Here is a 19,264-nt window from a genome sequence, read left to right on the forward strand (position 1 = left end):
CTGAGGAGTCCGACAGTGAAGAAGACCTCGACCCGGCTCGCCGACGGTCGTGAGCTCATCTACTACGACCTGCGGGACGACACGGTGCGCGAGGCCGCGGACCGCAGGCCGCTGGAGCGGACCGTCACGACCTCCGAGATCCGCCACGACGCGCTGCTCGGCGACTCGGTGGCGATCGCCTCCCACCGCCAGGGGCGCACGTACCACCCGCCCGCCGACCAGTGCCCCCTGTGCCCCACACGGGGCGACCGCCTCAGCGAGATCCCCGACTCCTCGTACGACGTCGCCGTCTTCGAGAACCGGTTCCCCTCCCTCGCCGGCGACTCCGGCCGCTGCGAGGTCGTCTGCTTCACCTCCGACCACGACGCGTCCTTCAAGGACCTCACCGAGGAGCAGGCGCGCCTGGTGCTCGACGCGTGGACCGACCGCACCGCCGAGCTCTCCCATCTCCCGTCCGTCGAGCAGGTGTTCTGCTTCGAGAACCGCGGCGCCGAGATCGGCGTGACCCTGGGACACCCGCACGGGCAGATCTACGCCTATCCCTTCACCACCCCGCGCACCGCCCTGATGCTGCGCTCCCTCGCCGCGCACAAGGACGCGACCGGTGGACGGAACCTCTTCGACGACGTCCTCGCCCGCGAGCTGGCCGACGAACGGGTGGTGCTGGAGACCGAGCACTGGGTGGCCTTCGTGCCCTACGCGGCGCACTGGCCGTACGAGGTGCACCTGTACCCGCGCCGCCGGGTGCCGGACCTCCTCGCGCTCGACGAGGCCGCACGCACAGACTTCCCCCAGGTCTACCTGGAACTCTTGAGGCGCTTCGACCGGATCTTCGATGGGCGGGACGGAGGGGGAAACTCCGCGGGTGAGCCTCCGACGCCGTACATCGCCGCCTGGCACCAGGCACCGTTCGGCGCGCTGGAGGAGTTCGACGGCGTGGTGCGCGAGGACTTCGCGCTGCATCTCGAGCTTTTCACCATCCGCCGCACGACCGGCAAGCTGAAGTTCCTCGCGGGCTCCGAGTCCGGCATGAACGTGTTCATCAACGACGTGCCGCCGGAGCGCGCGGCCGAGCGACTGCGAGAGGTAGCGAGTTCATGAGCAGCGGTAACGGTAAGTACCTGGTCACCGGTGGTGCCGGGTACGTCGGCAGCGTCGTGGCCCAGCACCTGCTGGAGGCCGGTCACGAGGTCGTCGTCCTCGACAACCTCTCGACCGGCTTCCGCGAGGGCGTCCCCGCGGGCGCCGACTTCGTCGAGGGCGACATCCGCGACGCCGCCAAGTGGCTCGACGCCTCCTTCGACGCGGTCCTCCACTTCGCCGCGTTCTCGCAGGTCGGCGAGTCGGTGGTGAAGCCCGAGAAGTACTGGGACAACAACGTCGGCGGCACCATGGCGCTGCTCGCAGCGATGCGTACGGCGGGCGTGCGCAAGCTGGTCTTCTCCTCCACGGCCGCCACCTACGGCGAGCCGGAGGAGACCCCGATCGTCGAGACCGCCGCGACCCGGCCCACCAGCCCGTACGGCGCCTCCAAGCTGGCCGTCGACCACATGATCACCGGCGAGGCGGCGGCCCACGGCCTGGGCGCGGTGTCGCTGCGCTACTTCAACGTGGCCGGCGCGTACGGCGACTGCGGCGAGCGCCACGACCCGGAGTCGCACCTCATCCCGCTGGTCCTCCAGGTCGCCCGGGGGAAGCGCGAGGCGATCTCCGTCTACGGCGACGACTACCCGACCCCGGACGGCACCTGCATCCGCGACTACATCCACGTCGCCGACCTGGCCGAGGCCCACCTGCTCGCGCTGGACGCCGCGCGCCCCGGCGAGCACCTGATCTGCAACCTCGGCAACGGCAACGGCTTCTCCGTCCGCGAGGTCATCGAGACGGTGCGCCGGGTGACCGGCCACCCGATCCCCGAGGTCGTCGCCCCGCGCCGCGGCGGCGACCCGGCGGTCCTGGTCGCCTCGGCGTCGACGGCCCGCGAGAAGCTCGACTGGAACCCGTCCCGCGCGGACCTGGACGAGATCGTCGCGGACGCGTGGGACTTCACGCAGCGGCACACGCAGTAGCGAGTAATTTGGGGCCGGTTCTGTCGGCCCGTAGGAAAGGTCAGGGGTCAGGGGATGGGCGAGACCACAGCGCACGTGGCATCGGTTGCCGAGCGCTTCGAGGAACTGTACGGAGCGGCACCGGAGGGAGTCTGGTCGGCGCCCGGCAGGGTCAACCTCATCGGCGAGCACACCGACTACAACGACGGCTTCGTGATGCCCTTCGCGCTGCCGCACGCCACGGTCGCGGCGGTCTCGCGCCGCACCGACGGCGTGCTGCGGCTGCACTCGGAGGACGTCGAGGGCGGCGTCGTGGAGCTCCCCCTGACCGGCCTCGCCCCCGAGTCCGACCGCACCTGGACGGCGTACCCGGCGGGCGTCGTCTGGGCCCTGCGCGAGGCGGGCCACGCGGTCACGGGCGCCGACGTCCACCTCGCCTCCACGGTCCCCACGGGCGCGGGCCTCTCCTCCTCGGCGGCGCTCGAAGTGGTGACCGCCCTCGCCCTGAACGACCTGTTCGGCCTGGGCCTCAAGGGCTGGCAGCTGGCCCGCCTCTGCCAGCGCGCCGAGAACGTCTACGTGGGCGCCCCCACCGGGATCATGGACCAGACCGCCTCGGCCTGCTGCCAGGAGGGCCACGCGCTGTTCCTCGACACCCGCGACCTCTCCCAGAAGCAGATCCCCTTCGACCTGGCCGCCGAGGGCATGCGCCTGCTGGTCGTCGACACCCGGGTCAAGCACTCCCACAGCGAGGGCGAGTACGGCAAGCGCCGCGCCGGCTGCGAGAAGGGCGCGGCGCTCCTGGGCGTCGACGCACTGCGGGACATCGCGTACGACGACCTGGACGCGGCCCTCGCCCGCCTCGGCGACGAGGAGGAGGTCCGCCGCCTGGTGCGCCACGTGGTCACGGAGGACCAGCGCGTGGAGAAGGTCGTCGCCCTCCTGGAGTCGGGCGGGACCCGGTCGATCGGCGAGGTCCTGACCGAGGGCCACGCCTCCCTCCGCGACGACTTCCGCATCTCCTGCCCCGAGCTGGACCTGGTCGTCGAGACGGCCCTGTCCTCCGGCGCCCTGGGCGCCCGCATGACGGGCGGCGGCTTCGGCGGGTCGGCGATCGTCCTGGTGGAGGCGGCGGACGAGGAGACGGTGACGAAGGCGGTGGAGGAGGCCTTCGCGGCGGCGGACTTCACGGCTCCCCGGGTGTTCACGGCGGTGCCCTCGGCGGGGGCGCGGCGGGTCGGATGAGCTGAACCCGCGGTGCGGCCGGCCCTGGACGTCAGTCCCGGAGCGGGCCGCACCGCTGTCTGCTGTCTGCTGCCGGTCGGCAGGCCGGAGGCCCGTGTGCCGCTCCACCGCCGCACGGGCACCGTGGTCGGGGCGGTGCACACGGCCCGGCGGGCGGTCACCGGGCCGGCACGAGGTCTCCGGTGAGGGGTACGTCCGGATGGCCGGTGTTGCTGACGACGGCGAGCCGGGGTCCTCGCGGACCGGGCTGCCACTGGCCGCCGACGAGGGGCAGTGCCGCGGTGTTCGGGGTCGGTCCCCGGGCGAAGTCGAGAGTGCCCACGACGGTGCCGTGGGGAGTGGCGGCGACGGCATGCGCCACCGACGAACGGTCCGTCGGGTCGGTGGCGACGGTGAGGGCGTGGTGGGCGGTCTCCAGGAGGGCGTGGGCGAGTCCCAGCGGCTGGAGCCAGGGCGAGCCGGTGTCCTCCTGATAGGCCCGGGCGAGTTCCGCGCAGGTGGTGCCGTCCAGGCCGGAGCGGTGGGGATGGCCGGGGCTCCAGTAGACCAGCGTGGCCACGCGCGCGTCGGCGAGTTCTCCGGGGACGCCGGGGGCCCGGGCGGTGCTGGTGTGGGGGTACGTCAGCCAGCGCGAGCAGGTGATCAGCCGGGGACGCAGCCCCGCCTCGCGGGCCTCACGATGGAAGAGGGCCAGGTCGGAGGCGGTGGCCGCGCTGGTGACGAGATCGACGGCACCGTGCTCGCGCAGTCGGCCGACCTGCGCGCGGAAGTCGCCGGCCGGTTCCCGGTAGGCGCCCAGGTCGACCAGGGCGCGCCCCCGCACGGACGTCACCGGGGCGAAGCCGTACCGGTCATGACGCAGCAGCCCGCCCTGCAGGTCGTCGTTCCACAGGCACCCGACGGGGGACCGGCCGTCGACGCCGTCCCACAGATCGGCGAAGACGGACGCGATGTCGTCCAGCCCCCAGGCGAAGTGGTACGTCCACCGGAAGCGGTGCCCGGGGCGGACGCCCCGGGCGTGCAGGTAGGCCTGCCAGGGGAAGGTGGTCGACACACAGGGCACCTCCGCCTTCTCGCAGGCGTCGGTGACGGCAGGCAGTACCCGGGTTCCGGCCATGGTCAGCACGATGTGCGCCCCGTCGGCACCGGCCAGGCCGCGCACGGCCCGCCGGGCCGCCTCCGGGTCGGAGCGGCTGTCGCGCACGGCGACCGTCACGTCGTGCCGGCGGCCGCCGTTGCGGACGTGCGCCAGCCGGGGGGCCAGTGCGCGCAGGACGTACGCCAACGGGGCCCCGAGGGGGGCGAGCCGCCCCGTCAGCGGAGCCACGACCCCGATCACCAAGCGACTCGGCGACATCCGGTTCACACCGGCCTCCGCTCGTCGCCCGCGGTCAGTGACCGGAGCGGTCGACGGTGACACAGGTGGTCCGGCTCAGCACGGACACCGTCTCGTTGCCGCAGTTGTTGCTGTGGCCCGAGGCGTTGCGGGCGAACAGGAGGTTGGACAGGACGCCACCGCTGGGACCCGCCTGGTCCCCTCCGGCCCCGCCGTCGTCCTCGCTCACACAGGCGCGGTCCTTCAGGAGGGCCACCTTGCCCGTTCCGCAGAGGTCGGCATGGCCGGACGAGTTCCGGCCGGCGAGGTTGGACAGCACCCCGCCCGCCCCCGCCTCGCCGTCCCCGGCATGGGCTGTGGCCAGGCCGGACGGGACCGCCACCAGGAGTCCCACGATCGAGCCCACCACCGCGATACGCCGCGCACCGTGCATGTCAGCCGGTTTCCTTCCGCCGAGGAGTGCGCTCCCGGCCGTCGCGCCGGGAGCCACCGGGATCACGCGATCACCGGATTACCGGGCTGAACGACGGTGTGCCGGACCGGTAAGGGAAGCGGCCGGGTGATGCGTCCGCACAATGGTTGATCGGGTACTCCGATGGAACGCCGGCGTGCGGCGTGCTGCCGTACGCGCTCCTCGCGGCCCGGGACCCGAGTCGGTACGTGGCTTCACGCCGGAGCGAAGCGGTAACGTCTCGCCCCCGCACCCGCACCCGCCCCCGCACCCGCACCTAGAGAGGGACCTCGTGGCGACACGATCCGACACCACCAAGACCCCGCTGCACTCGCTCCACCGCCTGCGCGACGAGATCGAGCGCCGCAACCCCGCCCAGCCCGAGTTCCACCAGGCCGCCCACGAGGTGCTGGAGACGCTGGCTCCGGTGCTGGCCGCCCGGCCGGAGTACGCGGAGCCGGGTCTCCTCGAACGGCTGGTCGAGCCGGAGCGGCAGATCATCTTCCGGGTGCCGTGGCAGGACGACCAGGGGCGGGTCCACGTCAACCGCGGGTACCGGGTGGAGTTCAACAGCGCGCTCGGCCCGTACAAGGGCGGACTGCGCTTCCACCCGTCGGTGGACCTCGGCATCGTCAAGTTCCTCGGCTTCGAGCAGGTCTTCAAGAACGCGCTGACCGGGCTCGGCATCGGCGGCGGCAAGGGCGGCAGCGACTTCGACCCGCGCGGCCGCAGCGACGCGGAGGTCATGCGGTTCTGCCAGTCCTTCATGACCGAGCTGCACCGGCACATAGGCGAGCACACCGACGTCCCGGCCGGTGACATCGGCGTCGGCACCCGCGAGATCGGCTACCTCTTCGGCCAGTACCGGCGCATCACCAACCGCTGGGAGGGCGTCCTCACCGGCAAGGGCCGGGGCTGGGGCGGCTCGCTGGTCCGGCCCGAGGCGACCGGGTACGGCAACGTGCTCTTCGCGGCGGCGATGCTGCGCGAGCGGGGCGAGGACCTGGAGGGCCGCACGGCCGTCGTCTCCGGATCGGGCAACGTCGCCCTCTTCACCATCGAGAAGCTCACGGCCCTCGGCGCGAACGCCGTGACCTGCTCGGACTCCGGCGGCTACGTGGTCGACGAGAAGGGCATCGACCTGGGGCTGCTGAAGCAGGTCAAGGAGGTCGAGCGCGGCCGGGTCGCCACTTACGCGGAGCGCCGGGGCGCCTCCGCGACGTACGTGCCCGGCGGCCGGGTCTGGGAGGTCCCGGCCGATGTCGCGCTGCCGTCCGCGACCCAGAACGAGCTGGACGAGAAAGACGCTGCCGCCCTCGTGCGCAACGGCGTGAAGGCGGTGTCGGAGGGCGCGAACATGCCGACCACGCCGGAGGCCGTACGCCTGCTCCGGCAGGCGGGCGTCGCGTTCGGCCCCGGCAAGGCGGCGAACGCGGGCGGGGTAGCGGTGAGCGCCCTGGAGATGGCCCAGAACGCCTCCCGTACGGCGTGGCCGGCCGAGCGGGTCGAGGACGAGCTGGCCCGCATCATAGACGGCATCCACACCGTCTGCCACGAGACCGCCGACCGGTACGGTGCCCCCGGGGACTACGTGACCGGCGCGAACATCGCCGGGTTCGAGCGGGTGGCGGACGCGATGCTGGCGCAGGGTGTGATCTGACACGCCGGGCAGCGCCCCGCGGAACCGCGCGGCGGGGAGGCTCGGGCCCCCGCAAGTGGTTCGGAGTTTGACCTACGTCACTCTCCGGGTACGCTCTACGGCCCGATTGGCGGACTCCCCGCCCCGTATGGCAGACTGTCCGAGTTGCTCGGTCGAGTGTTGATGCTGCGCGCCTCCCGCCGGGAGGACCGGAAGCGAGTCCCACAGTACTCGTCGTCCCCGTGTGGGGCGGACGTACGGGAATCTTCCGGGAAGCGTGGGCGCGGCACCGGCCAGGCACCCGGTGGGTCTTTCGCCCCCGGCCGACGGTTCTGGTAGGGCCGTGTTCCCCAGCAGGGATGTTCGAGCAAGGGGCATCTGTGTCAGCGGGACCGCGACACGCCCGACCGCGTGGGTCGGAGCGAGGCCGTGCAGCACCGGGTTCCAGAGCGTAAGAGAGACAGGACTGCTGAGTAGCCATGGCGGGACAGAAGATCCGCATCCGGCTCAAGGCCTACGACCACGAGGTCATCGACTCCTCGGCGAAGAAGATCGTCGAGACGGTGACCCGCACTGGTGCGTCGGTCGCGGGCCCGGTGCCGCTGCCCACTGAGAAGAACGTGTACTGCGTCATCAAGTCGCCGCACAAGTACAAGGACTCGCGCGAGCACTTCGAGATGCGCACGCACAAGCGCCTGATCGACATCCTCGACCCGACGCCCAAGACCGTTGACTCCCTGATGCGACTCGACCTCCCGGCCGGTGTCGACATCGAGATCAAGCTCTGAGGGCCGGTGATCTGAGAATGACCAAGCAGATCAAGGGCATCCTGGGCGAGAAGCTCGGCATGACGCAGGTGTGGGACGCGAACAACCGCGTCGTCCCGGTCACCGTCGTCAAGGCCGGCCCCAACGTCGTGACCCAGGTCCGTACGAACGACGTCGACGGCTACGAGTCGGTCCAGATCGCCTTCGGCGAGATCGACCCGCGCAAGGTGAACAAGCCCCTCAAGGGTCACTTCGCCAAGGCCGACGTCACCCCGCGCCGCCACCTCGTGGAGATCCGCACGTCGGACGCCAGCGAGTACACCCTCGGCCAGGAAGTCACCGCCGAGGTGTTCGAGGCGGGCGTCAAGGTCGACGTCACCGGCAAGAGCAAGGGCAAGGGCTTCGCCGGTGTCATGAAGCGCCACAACTTCGGTGGCCTCGGCGCCGGGCACGGCACCCAGCGCAAGCACCGCTCTCCCGGTTCCATCGGTGGCTGCGCCACCCCGGGCCGCGTGTTCAAGGGCCTCCGCATGGCGGGTCGCATGGGCAACGAGCGGGTCACCACCCAGAACCTGACCGTCCACGCCGTTGACGCGGAGAAGGGTCTGCTGCTCATCAAGGGCGCGGTTCCCGGTCCGAACGGCGGCCTCGTCCTGGTCCGCACCGCGGCCAAGGGGGCCTGAGGTAACCGATGAGCACTGTTGACATCCTTTCGCCGGCAGGCGACAAGGCCGGTACCGTCGAGCTCCCCGCGGAGATCTTCGACGCCAAGGTCAGCGTCCCGCTGATCCACCAGGTCGTCGTCGCGCAGCTGGCCGCTGCCCGCCAGGGCACGCACAAGACGAAGACCCGCGGCGAGGTCCGTGGCGGTGGCAAGAAGCCGTACCGCCAGAAGGGCACCGGTCGCGCCCGCCAGGGCTCGACCCGCGCGCCGCAGTTCGCCGGTGGTGGCGTCGTGCACGGTCCCGTGCCGCGTGACTACTCGCAGCGGACCCCGAAGAAGATGAAGGCCGCCGCCCTGCGCGGTGCCCTCACCGACCGGGCCCGCCACAGCCGTATCCACGTCGTCTCCGGCGTGGTCGAGGGCGAGATCTCCACCAAGGCCGCGAAGACGCTGTTCGGCAAGATCTCGGAGCGCAAGAACCTGCTCCTGGTCGCCGAGCGCTCCGACGAGGCCGCGTGGCTGTCCGCCCGCAACCTGCCCCAGATCCACATTCTGGAGCCGGGCCAGCTGAACACGTACGACGTTCTCGTCTCGGACGACGTGGTCTTCACCCAGGCCGCTTTCGAGTCCTTCGTCGCCGGCCCGAACAAGGCCAACGACACCGAAGGGAGCGAAGCCTGATGGCCACGCGTCACCCGAGCATCGCCTCGAAGGCGGCCAAGGCCGCCAAGGCCGCGCGCGTCGCCAAGGCGCGCCGTCACGCCACCGAGGGCAAGAACACCGTCGTCACTCCGGCGAGCAAGGCGTACACGGACCCCCGTGACATCCTGATCAAGCCGGTCGTGTCCGAGAAGAGCTACGCGCTTCTCGACGAGGGCAAGTACACGTTCATCGTGGACCCGAAGGCCAACAAGACCCAGATCAAGGAGGCCGTCCAGGCGGTCTTCTCGGTCAAGGTCACCGGGGTCAACACGATCAACCGCCAGGGCAAGCGCAAGCGGACCCGCACGGGCTTCGGCAAGCGTGCCGACAGCAAGCGCGCGATCGTGACCCTCGCCGAGGGCGACCGTATCGACATCTTCGGCGGTCCGACCGCCTGAGGGCGGTCCGGATCGTCCGATATCGGACGAGGACTGAGAAATGGGAATCCGCAAGTACAAGCCGACTACGCCGGGCCGTCGTGGTTCCAGCGTCGCCGACTTCGTCGAGGTCACGCGGTCCACGCCGGAGAAGTCGCTGGTCCGCCCCCTGCACAGCAAGGGTGGCCGTAACAACTCGGGTCGTGTGACCGTCCGCCACCAGGGCGGTGGCCACAAGCGCGCCTACCGCGTGATCGACTTCCGTCGTCACGACAAGGACGGCGTGCCGGCGAAGGTCGCGCACATCGAGTACGACCCCAACCGCACGGCGCGCATCGCGCTGCTGCACTACGCCGACGGCGAGAAGCGCTACATCCTCGCGCCGCGCGGCCTGCAGCAGGGCGACCGCATCGAGAACGGTCCCGGGGCCGACATCAAGCCGGGCAACAACCTGGCGCTGCGCAACATCCCGGTCGGTACGACGCTGCACGCGATCGAGCTCCGTCCCGGTGGCGGCGCCAAGTTCGCCCGCTCCGCCGGTGCCTCCGTGCAGCTGCTCGCGAAGGAGGGCGCCTACGCCCACCTGCGCATGCCGTCCGGTGAGATCCGCCTGGTCGACGTGCGCTGCCGCGCCACCGTCGGTGAGGTCGGCAACGCCGAGCAGTCGAACATCAACTGGGGCAAGGCCGGCCGCAAGCGCTGGCTGGGCGTCCGCCCGACCGTCCGCGGTGTGGCGATGAACCCGGTTGACCACCCCCACGGTGGTGGTGAGGGCAAGACCTCCGGTGGTCGCCACCCGGTCAGCCCCTGGGGTCAGAAGGAGGGTCGTACTCGTTCGCCGAAGAAGGCTTCGAACAAGTACATCGTCCGCCGCCGCAAGACGAACAAGAAGCGCTAGGAGCGGGTTTAGATGCCGCGCAGTCTCAAGAAGGGGCCCTTCGTCGACGACCACCTGATCAAGAAGGTGGACGCCCAGAACGAAGCCGGCACCAAGAACGTCATCAAGACCTGGTCCCGCCGCTCGATGATCGTCCCGGCCATGCTCGGCCACACGATCGCGGTGCACAACGGCAAGACCCACATCCCGGTGTTTGTCACCGAGTCGATGGTCGGCCACAAGCTCGGCGAGTTCTCGCCGACGCGCACCTTCCGGGGTCACGTCAAGGAAGACCGGAAGTCGAAGCGCCGCTAGTCAGCGGGGTGTGAATGACCATGACAAACACTGAAGGGACAACCATGGAAGCCAGGGCCCAGGCGCGGTACATCCGCGTCACGCCCATGAAGGCCCGCCGCGTGGTGGACCTCATCCGTGGCATGGATGCCACGGAGGCTCAGGCGGTCCTGCGTTTCGCCCCGCAGGCCGCGAGCGTGCCGGTCGGCAAGGTGCTGGACAGCGCCATCGCCAACGCCGCGCACAACTACGACCACACTGACGCCGACAGCCTCTACATCTCCGAGGCGTACGTCGACGAGGGTCCGACCCTGAAGCGGTTCCGCCCGCGTGCCCAGGGCCGTGCCTACCGGATCCGCAAGCGGACCAGCCACATCACCGTGGTCGTCAGCAGCAAGGAAGGAACCCGGTAATGGGCCAGAAGGTAAACCCGCATGGGTTCCGGCTCGGTGTCACGACCGACTTCAAGTCGCGTTGGTACGCTGACAAGCTGTACAAGGACTACGTCAAGGAAGACGTCGCCATCCGTCGGATGATGACGTCCGGCATGGAGCGCGCCGGCATCTCCAAGGTCGAGATCGAGCGCACCCGTGACCGTGTCCGCGTGGACATCCACACCGCGCGTCCGGGCATCGTCATCGGCCGCCGTGGCGCCGAGGCCGACCGCATCCGCGGTGACCTCGAGAAGCTCACGGGCAAGCAGGTCCAGCTGAACATCCTCGAGGTCAAGAACCCCGAGACCGACGCTCAGCTGGTTGCCCAGGCCGTCGCCGAGCAGCTCTCCTCCCGCGTCTCCTTCCGTCGGGCCATGCGCAAGAGCATGCAGTCCGCCATGAAGGCCGGCGCCAAGGGCATCAAGATCCAGTGCGGTGGCCGCCTCGGCGGCGCCGAGATGTCCCGCTCGGAGTTCTACCGCGAGGGCCGTGTGCCCCTGCACACGCTCCGTGCGAACGTGGACTACGGCTTCTTCGAGGCCAAGACGACCTTCGGCCGCATCGGCGTGAAGGTCTGGATCTACAAGGGCGACGTCAAGAACATCGCCGAGGTCCGCGCCGAGAACGCCGCTGCCCGCGCCGGCAACCGCCCGGCCCGTGGTGGCGCCGACCGCCCGGCCCGTGGTGGCCGCGGTGGCGAGCGTGGCGGTCGCGGTCGTAAGCCGCAGCAGCAGTCGGCTCCGGCCGCCGAGGCCCCCAAGGCCGAGGCGCCCGCCGCTGCCGCTCCGGCTGAGAGCACCGGAACGGAGGCCTGACCGAAATGCTGATCCCCCGTAGGGTCAAGCACCGCAAGCAGCACCACCCGAAGCGCAACGGCATGTCCAAGGGTGGAACGCAGGTTGCGTTCGGCGAGTACGGCATCCAGGCGCTGACCCCGGCGTACGTCACGAACCGCCAGATCGAAGCGGCTCGTATCGCCATGACCCGTCACATCAAGCGTGGCGGCAAGGTCTGGATCAACATCTACCCGGACCGCCCGCTGACCAAGAAGCCGGCCGAGACCCGCATGGGTTCCGGTAAGGGTTCGCCGGAGTGGTGGGTCGCGAACGTCAAGCCCGGACGGGTGATGTTCGAGCTGTCCTACCCGAACGAGAAGATCGCGCGCGAGGCCCTGACCCGTGCGGCCCACAAGCTGCCGATGAAGTGCAAGATCGTCAAGCGCGAGGCAGGTGAAGCGTGATGTCGGCCGGTACCAAGGCGTCCGAGCTGCGCGAGCTGGGCAACGAGGAGCTTCTGGAGAAGCTCCGCGAGGCCAAGGAAGAGCTGTTCAACCTCCGCTTCCAGGCGGCGACCGGACAGCTTGAGAACCACGGCCGTCTCAAGGCGGTCCGCAAGGACATCGCGCGGATCTACACCCTGATGCGCGAGCGCGAGCTGGGCATCGAGACGGTGGAGAACGCCTGATGAGCGAGAACAACGTGACTGCAGAGAAGACCGAGGCGCGCGGCTTCCGCAAGACCCGCGAGGGTCTCGTCGTCAGCGACAAGATGGACAAGACCGTCGTCGTCGCCGTCGAGGACCGCGTGAAGCACGCCCTGTACGGCAAGGTCATCCGCCGTACGAACAAGCTCAAGGCGCACGACGAGCAGAACGCCGCGGGTGTCGGCGACCGCGTCCTCCTCATGGAGACCCGGCCGCTGTCCGCGACCAAGCGCTGGCGCGTCGTCGAGATCCTCGAGAAGGCGAAGTAAGAAGCGGGGGCGCACGCCCCCGCTGACCCCGCCGGGGGGTCGCAAAGCCCCCCGGCCGGGTGTTCGCCCACGAGAGGCCAAAGTAATTCCTGCGGGCACCCCCGCAGGACAGTTCCGCCAGGCTCGCAGGGTCTGCCCGCAAGGGCACTGCGGGAACCGGCAGACGATCAGGAGATAGACGTGATCCAGCAGGAGTCGCGACTGCGCGTCGCCGACAACACTGGTGCGAAGGAAATCCTTTGCATCCGTGTGCTCGGTGGCTCCGGTCGCCGCTACGCGGGCATCGGTGACGTCATCGTCGCCACCGTCAAGGACGCGATCCCCGGTGGCAACGTGAAGAAGGGTGACGTCGTCAAGGCGGTCATCGTTCGCACCGTCAAGGAGCGCCGCCGTCAGGACGGCTCGTACATCCGCTTCGACGAGAACGCCGCCGTCATTCTGAAGAACGACGGCGACCCTCGCGGCACCCGTATCTTCGGCCCGGTCGGCCGTGAGCTGCGCGAGAAGAAGTTCATGAAGATCATCTCGCTCGCGCCGGAGGTGCTGTAAGCATGAAGATCAAGAAGGGCGACCTGGTCCAGGTCATCACCGGTAAGGACAAGGGCAAGCAGGGCAAGGTCATCGCGGCCTTCCCCCGCGAGGACCGCGTCCTGGTCGAGGGTGTCAACCGGGTCAAGAAGCACACCAAGGCCGGTCCGACCGCTCGCGGTTCCCAGGCCGGCGGCATCGTGACGACCGAGGCCCCGATCCACGTGAGCAACGTTCAGCTCGTCGTGGAGAAGGACGGCAACAAGGTCGTGACCCGCGTCGGTTACCGCTTCGACGAGAACGGCAACAAGATCCGCGTTGCCAAGCGGACGGGTGAGGACATCTGATGGCTACCACCACCACTCCGCGTCTGAAGACGAAGTACCGCGAGGAGATCGCGGGCAAGCTGCGTGACGAGTTCAAGTACGAGAACGTCATGCAGATCCCCGGCCTCGTGAAGATCGTGGTCAACATGGGTGTGGGCGACGCCGCCCGCGACTCCAAGCTGATCGACGGCGCGATTCGCGACCTCACCACGATCACCGGCCAGAAGCCGGCCGTCACCAAGGCCCGCAAGTCCATCGCGCAGTTCAAGCTGCGTGAGGGCCAGCCGATCGGTGCCCACGTCACGCTCCGTGGCGACCGCATGTGGGAGTTCCTGGACCGCACCCTGTCGCTCGCGCTGCCGCGCATCCGCGACTTCCGTGGTCTGTCCCCCAAGCAGTTCGACGGCCGTGGCAACTACACCTTCGGTCTCACCGAGCAGGTCATGTTCCACGAGATCGACCAGGACAAGATCGACCGCGTCCGGGGTATGGACATCACCGTGGTGACCACGGCGACCAACGACGAAGAGGGCCGTGCGCTCCTCCGTCACCTCGGCTTCCCCTTCAAGGAGGCGTGAGCGAGATGGCGAAGAAGGCTCTGATCGCGAAGGCTGCCCGTAAGCCGAAGTTCGCTGTGCGTGCCTACACCCGCTGCCAGCGGTGTGGCCGTCCGCACTCCGTGTACCGCAAGTTCGGCCTGTGCCGCGTGTGCCTCCGTGAGATGGCTCACCGTGGCGAGCTGCCGGGCGTGACCAAGAGCTCCTGGTAATCCCCCTTATTCGGGATTCCCAAGGCTCTCGGTAAGCATCTGGGTCGGCAGGACGCCCAGCTCACATGCCTTAGGCTTGTGGGGTTGGGCGCCTGTCGCGCCCGTACGACTTACTACGCCGTAGGTCCACCGCGCCGCACCCGTCCCGTCTCGGATCGGGGAGAGGGATGGCGCACCAGGAAACCCCGGCGAGAGAGGCCGAAGGCCAATTCATGACCATGACTGATCCGATCGCAGACATGCTTACGCGTCTGCGGAACGCGAACTCGGCATACCACGACTCCGTGACGATGCCCGCTTCCAAGATCAAGTCGCACATCGCGGAGATCCTCCAGCAGGAGGGCTTCATCACGGGCTGGAAGGTCGAGGACGCCGAGGTCGGCAAGAACCTCACCCTCGAGCTGAAGTTCGGCCCGAACCGTGAGCGCTCCATCGCGGGCATCAAGCGGATCTCCAAGCCCGGTCTCCGGGTGTACGCGAAGTCCACCAACCTGCCGAAGGTGCTCGGCGGCCTCGGCGTGGCGATCATCTCCACGTCGCACGGGCTCCTCACCGACAAGCAGGCCGGCAAGAAGGGCGTGGGTGGGGAAGTCCTCGCCTACGTCTGGTAACGGAAGGGAACGGAGGAAACAGCTATGTCGCGTATTGGCAAGCTCCCCATCACGGTTCCCGCCGGCGTGGACGTCACCATCGACGGCCGTACGGTTTCGGTGAAGGGCCCCAAGGGCACCCTCGCCCACACCATCGCGGCGCCGATCGACATCGCTAAGGGCGAGGACGGCGTGCTCAGCGTCACCCGCCCGAACGACGAGCGTCAGAACAAGGCCCTGCACGGCCTGTCCCGCACGCTGGTGGCGAACATGATCACCGGCGTGACCCAGGGTTACGTGAAGAAGCTCGAGATCAGCGGTGTCGGTTACCGCGTGACGGCCAAGGGTTCGAACCTCGAGTTCGCGCTCGGCTACAGCCACCCGATCACCGTCGAGGCGCCCGAGGGCATCACCTTCAAGGTGGAGTCCCCGACCCGCTTCTCGGTCGAGGGCATCGACAAGCAGAAGGTGGGCGAGGTCGCGGCCAACATCCGCAAGCTGCGCAAGCCCGACCCGTACAAGGCCAAGGGCGTCAAGTACGAGGGCGAAGTCATCCGCCGCAAGGTCGGAAAGGCGGGTAAGTAAGCCATGGCATACGGGCAGAAGATCGCCAAGGGCGACGCCTACAAGCGCGCAGCCATCAAGCGCCGCCACATCCGTATCCGCAAGAAGGTCTCGGGCACGGCCGAGCGTCCGCGCCTGGTCGTGACGCGCTCGAACCGTCACATCGTGGCCCAGGTCATCGACGACCTGAAGGGTCACACCGTGGCGTCCGCCTCGACCCTGGACACGTCCGTCCGCGGTGGCGAGGGCGACAAGTCCGCACAGGCCAAGCAGGTCGGCGCCCTGGTCGCCGAGCGTGCCAAGGCCGCGGGTGTCGAGACCGTCGTGTTCGACCGTGGTGGTAACCGGTACGCGGGTCGCATCGCGGCCCTGGCCGACGCCGCCCGCGAGGCCGGGCTCAAGTTCTGAGCTCGCTGCGTAGCTAGCGGAAAGAGAGAGGTAAATCCAATGGCTGGACCCCAGCGCCGCGGTGGCGGTGCCGGTGGCGGCGAGCGGCGGGACCGGAAGGGCCGTGACGGCGGCGCAGCTGCCGCCGAGAAGACCGCGTACGTCGAGCGCGTCGTCGCGATCAACCGAGTCGCCAAGGTTGTGAAGGGTGGTCGTCGCTTCAGCTTCACCGCGCTGGTCGTGGTGGGCGACGGTGACGGCACCGTGGGTGTCGGTTACGGCAAGGCCAAGGAGGTGCCGGCCGCCATCGCCAAGGGTGTCGAGGAGGCCAAGAAGCACTTCTTCAAGGTCCCCCGTATCCAGGGCACCATCCCGCACCCCATCCAGGGTGAGAAGGCTGCCGGCGTCGTGCTGCTCAAGCCCGCGTCCCCGGGTACCGGTGTTATCGCCGGTGGTCCGGTGCGTGCCGTGCTCGAGTGCGCCGGTATCCACGACGTCCTGTCGAAGTCGCTCGGCTCCGACAACGCGATCAACATCGTGCACGCGACCGTGGAGGCCCTGAAGGGCCTGCAGCGTCCCGAGGAGATCGCGGCCCGCCGCGGTCTGCCGCTCGAGGACGTCGCCCCCGCGGCTCTGCTGCGTGCGCGTGCCGGGGCGGGTGCGTAATGGCTCGCCTCAAGATCACGCAGACGAAGTCGTACATCGGCAGCAAGCAGAACCACCGTGACACCCTGCGCTCCCTTGGTCTCAAGGGCATCAACACGCAGGTCGTCAAGGAGGACCGCCCCGAGTTCCGCGGCATGGTGCACACCGTCCGCCACCTCGTGACGGTCGAGGAGGTCGACTGATCATGGCGGAGAACAACCCGCTCAAGATCCACAACCTCCGTCCCGCCCCGGGCGCCAAGACCGCCAAGACCCGTGTCGGTCGTGGTGAGGCGTCGAAGGGTAAGACGGCCGGTCGTGGTACCAAGGGCACCAAGGCCCGCTACCAGGTTCCGGAGAGCTTCGAGGGTGGCCAGATGCCGCTCCACATGCGTCTCCCGAAGCTGAAGGGCTTCAAGAACCCGTTCAAGACCGAGTACCAGGTCGTCAACCTGGACAAGCTCTCCGCCCTCTACCCCGAGGGTGGCGAGGTCACGGTCGCGGACCTGGTCGCCAAGGGTGCCGTTCGCAAGAACAGCCTCGTCAAGGTCCTGGGCCAGGGCGAGGTCTCCGTGGCGCTGCAGGTGACGGTCGACGCCGTCTCCGGCTCCGCCAAGGAGAAGATCACCGCCGCCGGCGGTACCGTCACCGAGCTCGTCTGAGTCCTTCGGGCGTCTCGATGACCTGAACGATCCCGACCGGGGATACCCCACAAATGGGGTATCCCCGGTTGGTCGTTCCTAGGGCGGCAGTCTCGCCGGTAAGGTGGCCTGCACTGCCCACTTTCACCGGGCGCTCCACGCGGGGCACCCGGCGCGGCAGTTGGCCGTTACCTATTTGTCGAACCTCAGACCGTCACCCTTGACGCAGAGAAGCGCGGGGGTCGCAGGAGGCACCGTGCTCACCGCGTTCGCCCGGGCGTTCAAGACGCCCGACCTGCGCAAGAAGCTGCTCTTCACGCTCGGCATCATCGTGATCTACCGGATCGGTACGCACATCCCGATCCCGGGCGTCGACTACAAAAGCGTCCAGTTCTGTATCGACCAGGCAAACGCCAACCAAGGCCTGTTCGGTCTTGTCAATATGTTCAGCGGTGGCGCGCTGCTCCAGATCACTATCTTTGCGCTCGGCATCATGCCGTACATCACGGCGAGCATCATTCTGCAGCTGCTGACCGTGGTGATTCCCCGTCTGGAAGCCCTCAAGAAGGAGGGACAGTCCGGCACGGCCAAGATCACGCAGTACACGCGTTATCTGACGGTCGCGCTGGCGGTCCTCCAGGGCACCGGCCTCGTGGCCACCGCCCGCAGCGGTTCGCTCTTCTCCGGCTGCACCCTGGCCGGCTCGATCGTCCCGGACAGCTCGATCTTCGTCACGATCACGATGGTCATCACGATGACGGCCGGTACGGCCCTCGTCATGTGGCTCGGTGAGCTCATCACCGACCGCGGCATCGGCAACGGCATGTCGATCCTGATGTTCATCTCGATCGCCGCCACCTTCCCGTCCTCCCTGTGGGCCATCAAGAAGCAGGGCGACCTCGCCGGCGGCTGGATCGAGTTCGGCATCGTCATCGCGGTCGGCCTGGTCATGGTCGCGCTGGTGGTCTTCGTCGAGCAGGCCCAGCGCCGCATCCCGGTGCAGTACGCGAAGCGCATGATCGGCCGCCGGTCCTACGGCGGCACGTCGACGTACATCCCGCTCAAGGTGAACCAGGCGGGTGTCATCCCCGTCATCTTCGCCTCGTCGCTGCTCTACATTCCGGCGCTGATCGTGCAGTTCTCCAACTCCACGGCAGGCTGGGCGGCCTGGATCCAGCGCCATCTGGCGGACACGGCGGCGCCCGTGCACATCACCATCTACTTCTTCCTCATTGTTTTCTTCGCGTTCTTCTACGTGGCCATCTCGTTCAACCCCGAGGAAGTCGCGGACAACATGAAGAAGTATGGTGGCTTCATCCCGGGCATCCGGGCTGGCCGACCGACCGCTGAGTACCTTTCGTACGTGCTCAACCGGATCACCTGGCCGGGCTCGCTGTATCTGGGCCTGATCGCTCTCGTCCCGACAATGGCGTTGGCTGGTTTCGGGGCAAACCAGAACTTCCCGTTCGGCGGTACCAGCATCCTGATCATCGTGGGTGTGGGCCTGGAGACGGTGAAGCAGATCGAGAGCCAGCTCCAGCAGCGCAATTACGAAGGGTTCCTCCGCTGATGCGAATCGTCCTCGTCGGGCCGCCCGGTGCCGGCAAGGGAACTCAGGCAGCGTTCCTTGCCAAGAACCTGTCGATCCCGCACATCTCCACGGGCGACCTCTTCCGTGCCAACATCAGCCGGCAGACGGAGCTCGGGAAGCTCGCGAAGTCCTACATGGACGCGGGCAACCTGGTTCCGGACGAGGTCACCATCGCGATGGCCAAGGACCGGATGGAGCAGCCCGACGCGCTGGGCGGCTTCCTGCTCGACGGGTTCCCGCGGAACGTGTCGCAGGCCGAGGCGCTCGACGAGATGCTGAAGACCGAGGGCCTGAAGCTGGACGCCGTGCTGGACCTGGAGGTCCCCGACGAGGAGGTCGTCAAGCGGATCGCGGGCCGCCGCATCTGCCGCAACGACTCGTCGCACGTGTATCACGTGTCGTACAAGGCGCCCGCGCAGGAGGGCCTGTGCGACGAGTGCGGCGGCGAGCTGTACCAGCGTGACGACGACGCCGAGGACACCGTCCGCAAGCGGCTGGAGGTCTACCACACCCAGACCGAGCCGATCATCGACTACTACAAGGGCCAGGACCTTGTCGTGACGATCTCGGCGCTCGGCAAGGTGGACGAGGTCACGCAGCGCGCCATGGAGGCGCTGAAGCGCGAGGGCGACGAGTAGG

29 protein-coding genes are annotated in these 19,264 nt (G+C 68.6%); 27 read left to right on the forward strand and 2 right to left on the reverse strand.

Annotated features, from left to right (window positions below; all coding sequences use genetic code 11):
- Window positions 1–15: 15 nt before the first annotated feature.
- Genes galT through galK form a run of 3 tightly spaced genes read left to right on the forward strand, consistent with a single transcriptional unit; the run spans window position 16 to window position 3,293 of the window.
- Window positions 16–1,101, forward strand: coding sequence for a galactose-1-phosphate uridylyltransferase (gene galT / locus IEZ04_RS01655; RefSeq protein ID WP_189214779.1), 1,086 nt, complete (start codon window positions 16–18; stop codon window positions 1,099–1,101).
- Window positions 1,098–2,069, forward strand: coding sequence for a UDP-glucose 4-epimerase GalE (gene galE, locus IEZ04_RS01660; protein ID WP_189214780.1), 972 nt, complete (start codon window positions 1,098–1,100; stop codon window positions 2,067–2,069). Before galT ends, galE begins: the two co-directional genes overlap by 4 nt.
- A 54-nt stretch (window positions 2,070–2,123) precedes the next feature.
- Window positions 2,124–3,293 (forward strand): galactokinase, encoded by a 1,170-nt coding sequence (galK, locus tag IEZ04_RS01665; RefSeq protein ID WP_189214781.1) that lies wholly within the window; start codon window positions 2,124–2,126, stop codon window positions 3,291–3,293.
- A gap of 157 nt (window positions 3,294–3,450) precedes the next feature.
- On the opposite strand, the gene IEZ04_RS01670 is transcribed toward galK, so the two are convergent.
- On the reverse strand, window positions 3,451–4,620 hold the full coding sequence (locus IEZ04_RS01670; protein WP_229820782.1) for an ABC transporter substrate-binding protein: 1,170 nt from the start codon (window positions 4,618–4,620) through the stop codon (window positions 3,451–3,453).
- 64 nt (window positions 4,621–4,684) lie between these two features.
- Window positions 4,685–5,062 (reverse strand): hypothetical protein, encoded by a 378-nt coding sequence (locus tag IEZ04_RS01675; protein ID WP_189214783.1) that lies wholly within the window; start codon window positions 5,060–5,062, stop codon window positions 4,685–4,687.
- 310 nt (window positions 5,063–5,372) lie between these two features.
- Between IEZ04_RS01675 and gdhA the strand changes: the two genes are divergently transcribed.
- From gdhA to IEZ04_RS01795, 24 genes are all read left to right on the forward strand, one after another.
- Window positions 5,373–6,740 carry an NADP-specific glutamate dehydrogenase gene (gdhA, locus tag IEZ04_RS01680; protein ID WP_189214784.1) on the forward strand — a complete coding sequence of 456 codons (1,368 nt, stop codon included), beginning with the start codon at window positions 5,373–5,375 and terminating at the stop codon, window positions 6,738–6,740.
- Window positions 6,741–7,198: 458 nt separating this feature from the next.
- The gene (gene rpsJ / locus IEZ04_RS01685; protein WP_003948644.1) at window positions 7,199–7,507 is read left to right on the forward strand and encodes a 30S ribosomal protein S10; all 309 of its coding nucleotides are present in this window, start codon (window positions 7,199–7,201) and stop codon (window positions 7,505–7,507) included.
- A 17-nt stretch (window positions 7,508–7,524) separates the two neighbouring features.
- Entirely contained in the window at window positions 7,525–8,169 is a 645-nt protein-coding gene (gene rplC / locus IEZ04_RS01690) for a 50S ribosomal protein L3 (protein WP_189214785.1), read from the forward strand.
- 8 nt (window positions 8,170–8,177) lie between these two features.
- Window positions 8,178–8,831, forward strand: coding sequence for a 50S ribosomal protein L4 (gene rplD, locus IEZ04_RS01695; protein ID WP_189214786.1), 654 nt, complete (start codon window positions 8,178–8,180; stop codon window positions 8,829–8,831).
- Complete coding sequence (gene rplW / locus IEZ04_RS01700; protein WP_189214787.1) at window positions 8,831–9,250, forward strand: 50S ribosomal protein L23; 420 nt, start codon at window positions 8,831–8,833, stop codon at window positions 9,248–9,250. The genes rplD and rplW overlap by 1 nt, the downstream gene beginning before the upstream one ends.
- A gap of 40 nt (window positions 9,251–9,290) precedes the next feature.
- Window positions 9,291–10,127, forward strand: coding sequence for a 50S ribosomal protein L2 (gene rplB, locus IEZ04_RS01705; RefSeq protein WP_189214788.1), 837 nt, complete (start codon window positions 9,291–9,293; stop codon window positions 10,125–10,127).
- 12 nt (window positions 10,128–10,139) lie between these two features.
- Window positions 10,140–10,421, forward strand: a complete 282-nt coding sequence (gene rpsS / locus IEZ04_RS01710) for a 30S ribosomal protein S19 (RefSeq protein ID WP_004984529.1) — start codon at window positions 10,140–10,142, stop codon at window positions 10,419–10,421.
- Window positions 10,422–10,465: 44 nt separating this feature from the next.
- Window positions 10,466–10,813, forward strand: a complete 348-nt coding sequence (gene rplV / locus IEZ04_RS01715; protein WP_019329637.1) for a 50S ribosomal protein L22 — start codon at window positions 10,466–10,468, stop codon at window positions 10,811–10,813.
- Window positions 10,813–11,649, forward strand: coding sequence for a 30S ribosomal protein S3 (gene rpsC / locus IEZ04_RS01720; RefSeq protein WP_189214789.1), 837 nt, complete (start codon window positions 10,813–10,815; stop codon window positions 11,647–11,649). Before rplV ends, rpsC begins: the two co-directional genes overlap by 1 nt.
- Window positions 11,650–11,654: 5 nt before the next feature.
- Entirely contained in the window at window positions 11,655–12,074 is a 420-nt protein-coding gene (gene rplP, locus IEZ04_RS01725) for a 50S ribosomal protein L16 (RefSeq protein ID WP_004984526.1), read from the forward strand.
- A complete protein-coding gene (gene rpmC / locus IEZ04_RS01730) occupies window positions 12,074–12,298 on the forward strand; it encodes a 50S ribosomal protein L29 (RefSeq protein ID WP_189214790.1) in 225 nt (74 codons plus the stop codon). The genes rplP and rpmC overlap by 1 nt, the downstream gene beginning before the upstream one ends.
- The gene (gene rpsQ / locus IEZ04_RS01735; RefSeq protein ID WP_189214791.1) at window positions 12,298–12,585 is read left to right on the forward strand and encodes a 30S ribosomal protein S17; all 288 of its coding nucleotides are present in this window, start codon (window positions 12,298–12,300) and stop codon (window positions 12,583–12,585) included. The genes rpmC and rpsQ overlap by 1 nt, the downstream gene beginning before the upstream one ends.
- A 180-nt stretch (window positions 12,586–12,765) precedes the next feature.
- Window positions 12,766–13,134 carry a 50S ribosomal protein L14 gene (gene rplN, locus IEZ04_RS01740; RefSeq protein ID WP_003956455.1) on the forward strand — a complete coding sequence of 123 codons (369 nt, stop codon included), beginning with the start codon at window positions 12,766–12,768 and terminating at the stop codon, window positions 13,132–13,134.
- A 2-nt stretch (window positions 13,135–13,136) separates the two neighbouring features.
- Window positions 13,137–13,460, forward strand: a complete 324-nt coding sequence (gene rplX, locus IEZ04_RS01745) for a 50S ribosomal protein L24 (RefSeq protein WP_189214792.1) — start codon at window positions 13,137–13,139, stop codon at window positions 13,458–13,460.
- The gene (gene rplE / locus IEZ04_RS01750) at window positions 13,460–14,017 is read left to right on the forward strand and encodes a 50S ribosomal protein L5 (RefSeq protein ID WP_189214793.1); all 558 of its coding nucleotides are present in this window, start codon (window positions 13,460–13,462) and stop codon (window positions 14,015–14,017) included. The genes rplX and rplE overlap by 1 nt, the downstream gene beginning before the upstream one ends.
- A 5-nt stretch (window positions 14,018–14,022) precedes the next feature.
- Window positions 14,023–14,208, forward strand: a complete 186-nt coding sequence (locus IEZ04_RS01755) for a type Z 30S ribosomal protein S14 (protein WP_004571834.1) — start codon at window positions 14,023–14,025, stop codon at window positions 14,206–14,208.
- 212 nt (window positions 14,209–14,420) lie between these two features.
- Window positions 14,421–14,819, forward strand: a complete 399-nt coding sequence (rpsH, locus tag IEZ04_RS01760) for a 30S ribosomal protein S8 (RefSeq protein ID WP_030571221.1) — start codon at window positions 14,421–14,423, stop codon at window positions 14,817–14,819.
- A gap of 24 nt (window positions 14,820–14,843) precedes the next feature.
- On the forward strand, window positions 14,844–15,383 hold the full coding sequence (rplF, locus tag IEZ04_RS01765; RefSeq protein WP_189214794.1) for a 50S ribosomal protein L6: 540 nt from the start codon (window positions 14,844–14,846) through the stop codon (window positions 15,381–15,383).
- Between the two features lie 3 nt (window positions 15,384–15,386).
- Window positions 15,387–15,770: a 50S ribosomal protein L18 gene (rplR, locus tag IEZ04_RS01770; protein ID WP_189214795.1), complete on the forward strand. Its 384-nt coding sequence runs from the start codon at window positions 15,387–15,389 to the stop codon at window positions 15,768–15,770.
- A 39-nt stretch (window positions 15,771–15,809) separates the two neighbouring features.
- The gene (gene rpsE, locus IEZ04_RS01775; protein ID WP_009190144.1) at window positions 15,810–16,415 is read left to right on the forward strand and encodes a 30S ribosomal protein S5; all 606 of its coding nucleotides are present in this window, start codon (window positions 15,810–15,812) and stop codon (window positions 16,413–16,415) included.
- The gene (gene rpmD, locus IEZ04_RS01780; protein ID WP_010473936.1) at window positions 16,415–16,597 is read left to right on the forward strand and encodes a 50S ribosomal protein L30; all 183 of its coding nucleotides are present in this window, start codon (window positions 16,415–16,417) and stop codon (window positions 16,595–16,597) included. The genes rpsE and rpmD overlap by 1 nt, the downstream gene beginning before the upstream one ends.
- A gap of 2 nt (window positions 16,598–16,599) precedes the next feature.
- Entirely contained in the window at window positions 16,600–17,055 is a 456-nt protein-coding gene (gene rplO / locus IEZ04_RS01785; RefSeq protein WP_189214796.1) for a 50S ribosomal protein L15, read from the forward strand.
- A gap of 235 nt (window positions 17,056–17,290) precedes the next feature.
- Complete coding sequence (gene secY / locus IEZ04_RS01790; protein WP_189214797.1) at window positions 17,291–18,604, forward strand: preprotein translocase subunit SecY; 1,314 nt, start codon at window positions 17,291–17,293, stop codon at window positions 18,602–18,604.
- Window positions 18,604–19,263 carry an adenylate kinase gene (locus tag IEZ04_RS01795; protein ID WP_189214798.1) on the forward strand — a complete coding sequence of 220 codons (660 nt, stop codon included), beginning with the start codon at window positions 18,604–18,606 and terminating at the stop codon, window positions 19,261–19,263. The genes secY and IEZ04_RS01795 overlap by 1 nt, the downstream gene beginning before the upstream one ends.
- The last annotated feature ends 1 nt before the right edge of the window (window position 19,264 follow it).

The sequence above is a fragment of the Streptomyces ruber genome, assembly GCF_014648075.1.
Lineage (GTDB): Bacteria > Actinomycetota > Actinomycetes > Streptomycetales > Streptomycetaceae > Streptomyces > Streptomyces ruber.

What these genes read in the sequence shown, in the direction of transcription:
- galE (WP_189214780.1), top strand. Translation starts at nt 1,098, where the DNA reads ATGAGCAGCGGTAACGGTAAGTACCTGGTCACCGGTGGTGCCGGGTAC.
- galK (WP_189214781.1), top strand. Translation starts at nt 2,124, where the DNA reads ATGGGCGAGACCACAGCGCACGTGGCATCGGTTGCCGAGCGCTTCGAG.
- IEZ04_RS01675 (WP_189214783.1), bottom strand. Translation starts at nt 5,062, where the DNA reads ATGCACGGTGCGCGGCGTATCGCGGTGGTGGGCTCGATCGTGGGACTC.
- rpsJ (WP_003948644.1), top strand. Translation starts at nt 7,199, where the DNA reads ATGGCGGGACAGAAGATCCGCATCCGGCTCAAGGCCTACGACCACGAG.
- rplC (WP_189214785.1), top strand. Translation starts at nt 7,525, where the DNA reads ATGACCAAGCAGATCAAGGGCATCCTGGGCGAGAAGCTCGGCATGACG.
- rplD (WP_189214786.1), top strand. Translation starts at nt 8,178, where the DNA reads ATGAGCACTGTTGACATCCTTTCGCCGGCAGGCGACAAGGCCGGTACC.
- rplW (WP_189214787.1), top strand. Translation starts at nt 8,831, where the DNA reads ATGGCCACGCGTCACCCGAGCATCGCCTCGAAGGCGGCCAAGGCCGCC.
- rplB (WP_189214788.1), top strand. Translation starts at nt 9,291, where the DNA reads ATGGGAATCCGCAAGTACAAGCCGACTACGCCGGGCCGTCGTGGTTCC.
- rpsS (WP_004984529.1), top strand. Translation starts at nt 10,140, where the DNA reads ATGCCGCGCAGTCTCAAGAAGGGGCCCTTCGTCGACGACCACCTGATC.
- rplV (WP_019329637.1), top strand. Translation starts at nt 10,466, where the DNA reads ATGGAAGCCAGGGCCCAGGCGCGGTACATCCGCGTCACGCCCATGAAG.
- rpsC (WP_189214789.1), top strand. Translation starts at nt 10,813, where the DNA reads ATGGGCCAGAAGGTAAACCCGCATGGGTTCCGGCTCGGTGTCACGACC.
- rplP (WP_004984526.1), top strand. Translation starts at nt 11,655, where the DNA reads ATGCTGATCCCCCGTAGGGTCAAGCACCGCAAGCAGCACCACCCGAAG.
- rpmC (WP_189214790.1), top strand. Translation starts at nt 12,074, where the DNA reads ATGTCGGCCGGTACCAAGGCGTCCGAGCTGCGCGAGCTGGGCAACGAG.
- rpsQ (WP_189214791.1), top strand. Translation starts at nt 12,298, where the DNA reads ATGAGCGAGAACAACGTGACTGCAGAGAAGACCGAGGCGCGCGGCTTC.
- rplX (WP_189214792.1), top strand. Translation starts at nt 13,137, where the DNA reads ATGAAGATCAAGAAGGGCGACCTGGTCCAGGTCATCACCGGTAAGGAC.
- rplE (WP_189214793.1), top strand. Translation starts at nt 13,460, where the DNA reads ATGGCTACCACCACCACTCCGCGTCTGAAGACGAAGTACCGCGAGGAG.
- IEZ04_RS01755 (WP_004571834.1), top strand. Translation starts at nt 14,023, where the DNA reads ATGGCGAAGAAGGCTCTGATCGCGAAGGCTGCCCGTAAGCCGAAGTTC.
- rpsH (WP_030571221.1), top strand. Translation starts at nt 14,421, where the DNA reads ATGACCATGACTGATCCGATCGCAGACATGCTTACGCGTCTGCGGAAC.
- rplF (WP_189214794.1), top strand. Translation starts at nt 14,844, where the DNA reads ATGTCGCGTATTGGCAAGCTCCCCATCACGGTTCCCGCCGGCGTGGAC.
- rplR (WP_189214795.1), top strand. Translation starts at nt 15,387, where the DNA reads ATGGCATACGGGCAGAAGATCGCCAAGGGCGACGCCTACAAGCGCGCA.
- rpsE (WP_009190144.1), top strand. Translation starts at nt 15,810, where the DNA reads ATGGCTGGACCCCAGCGCCGCGGTGGCGGTGCCGGTGGCGGCGAGCGG.
- rpmD (WP_010473936.1), top strand. Translation starts at nt 16,415, where the DNA reads ATGGCTCGCCTCAAGATCACGCAGACGAAGTCGTACATCGGCAGCAAG.
- rplO (WP_189214796.1), top strand. Translation starts at nt 16,600, where the DNA reads ATGGCGGAGAACAACCCGCTCAAGATCCACAACCTCCGTCCCGCCCCG.
- IEZ04_RS01795 (WP_189214798.1), top strand. Translation starts at nt 18,604, where the DNA reads ATGCGAATCGTCCTCGTCGGGCCGCCCGGTGCCGGCAAGGGAACTCAG.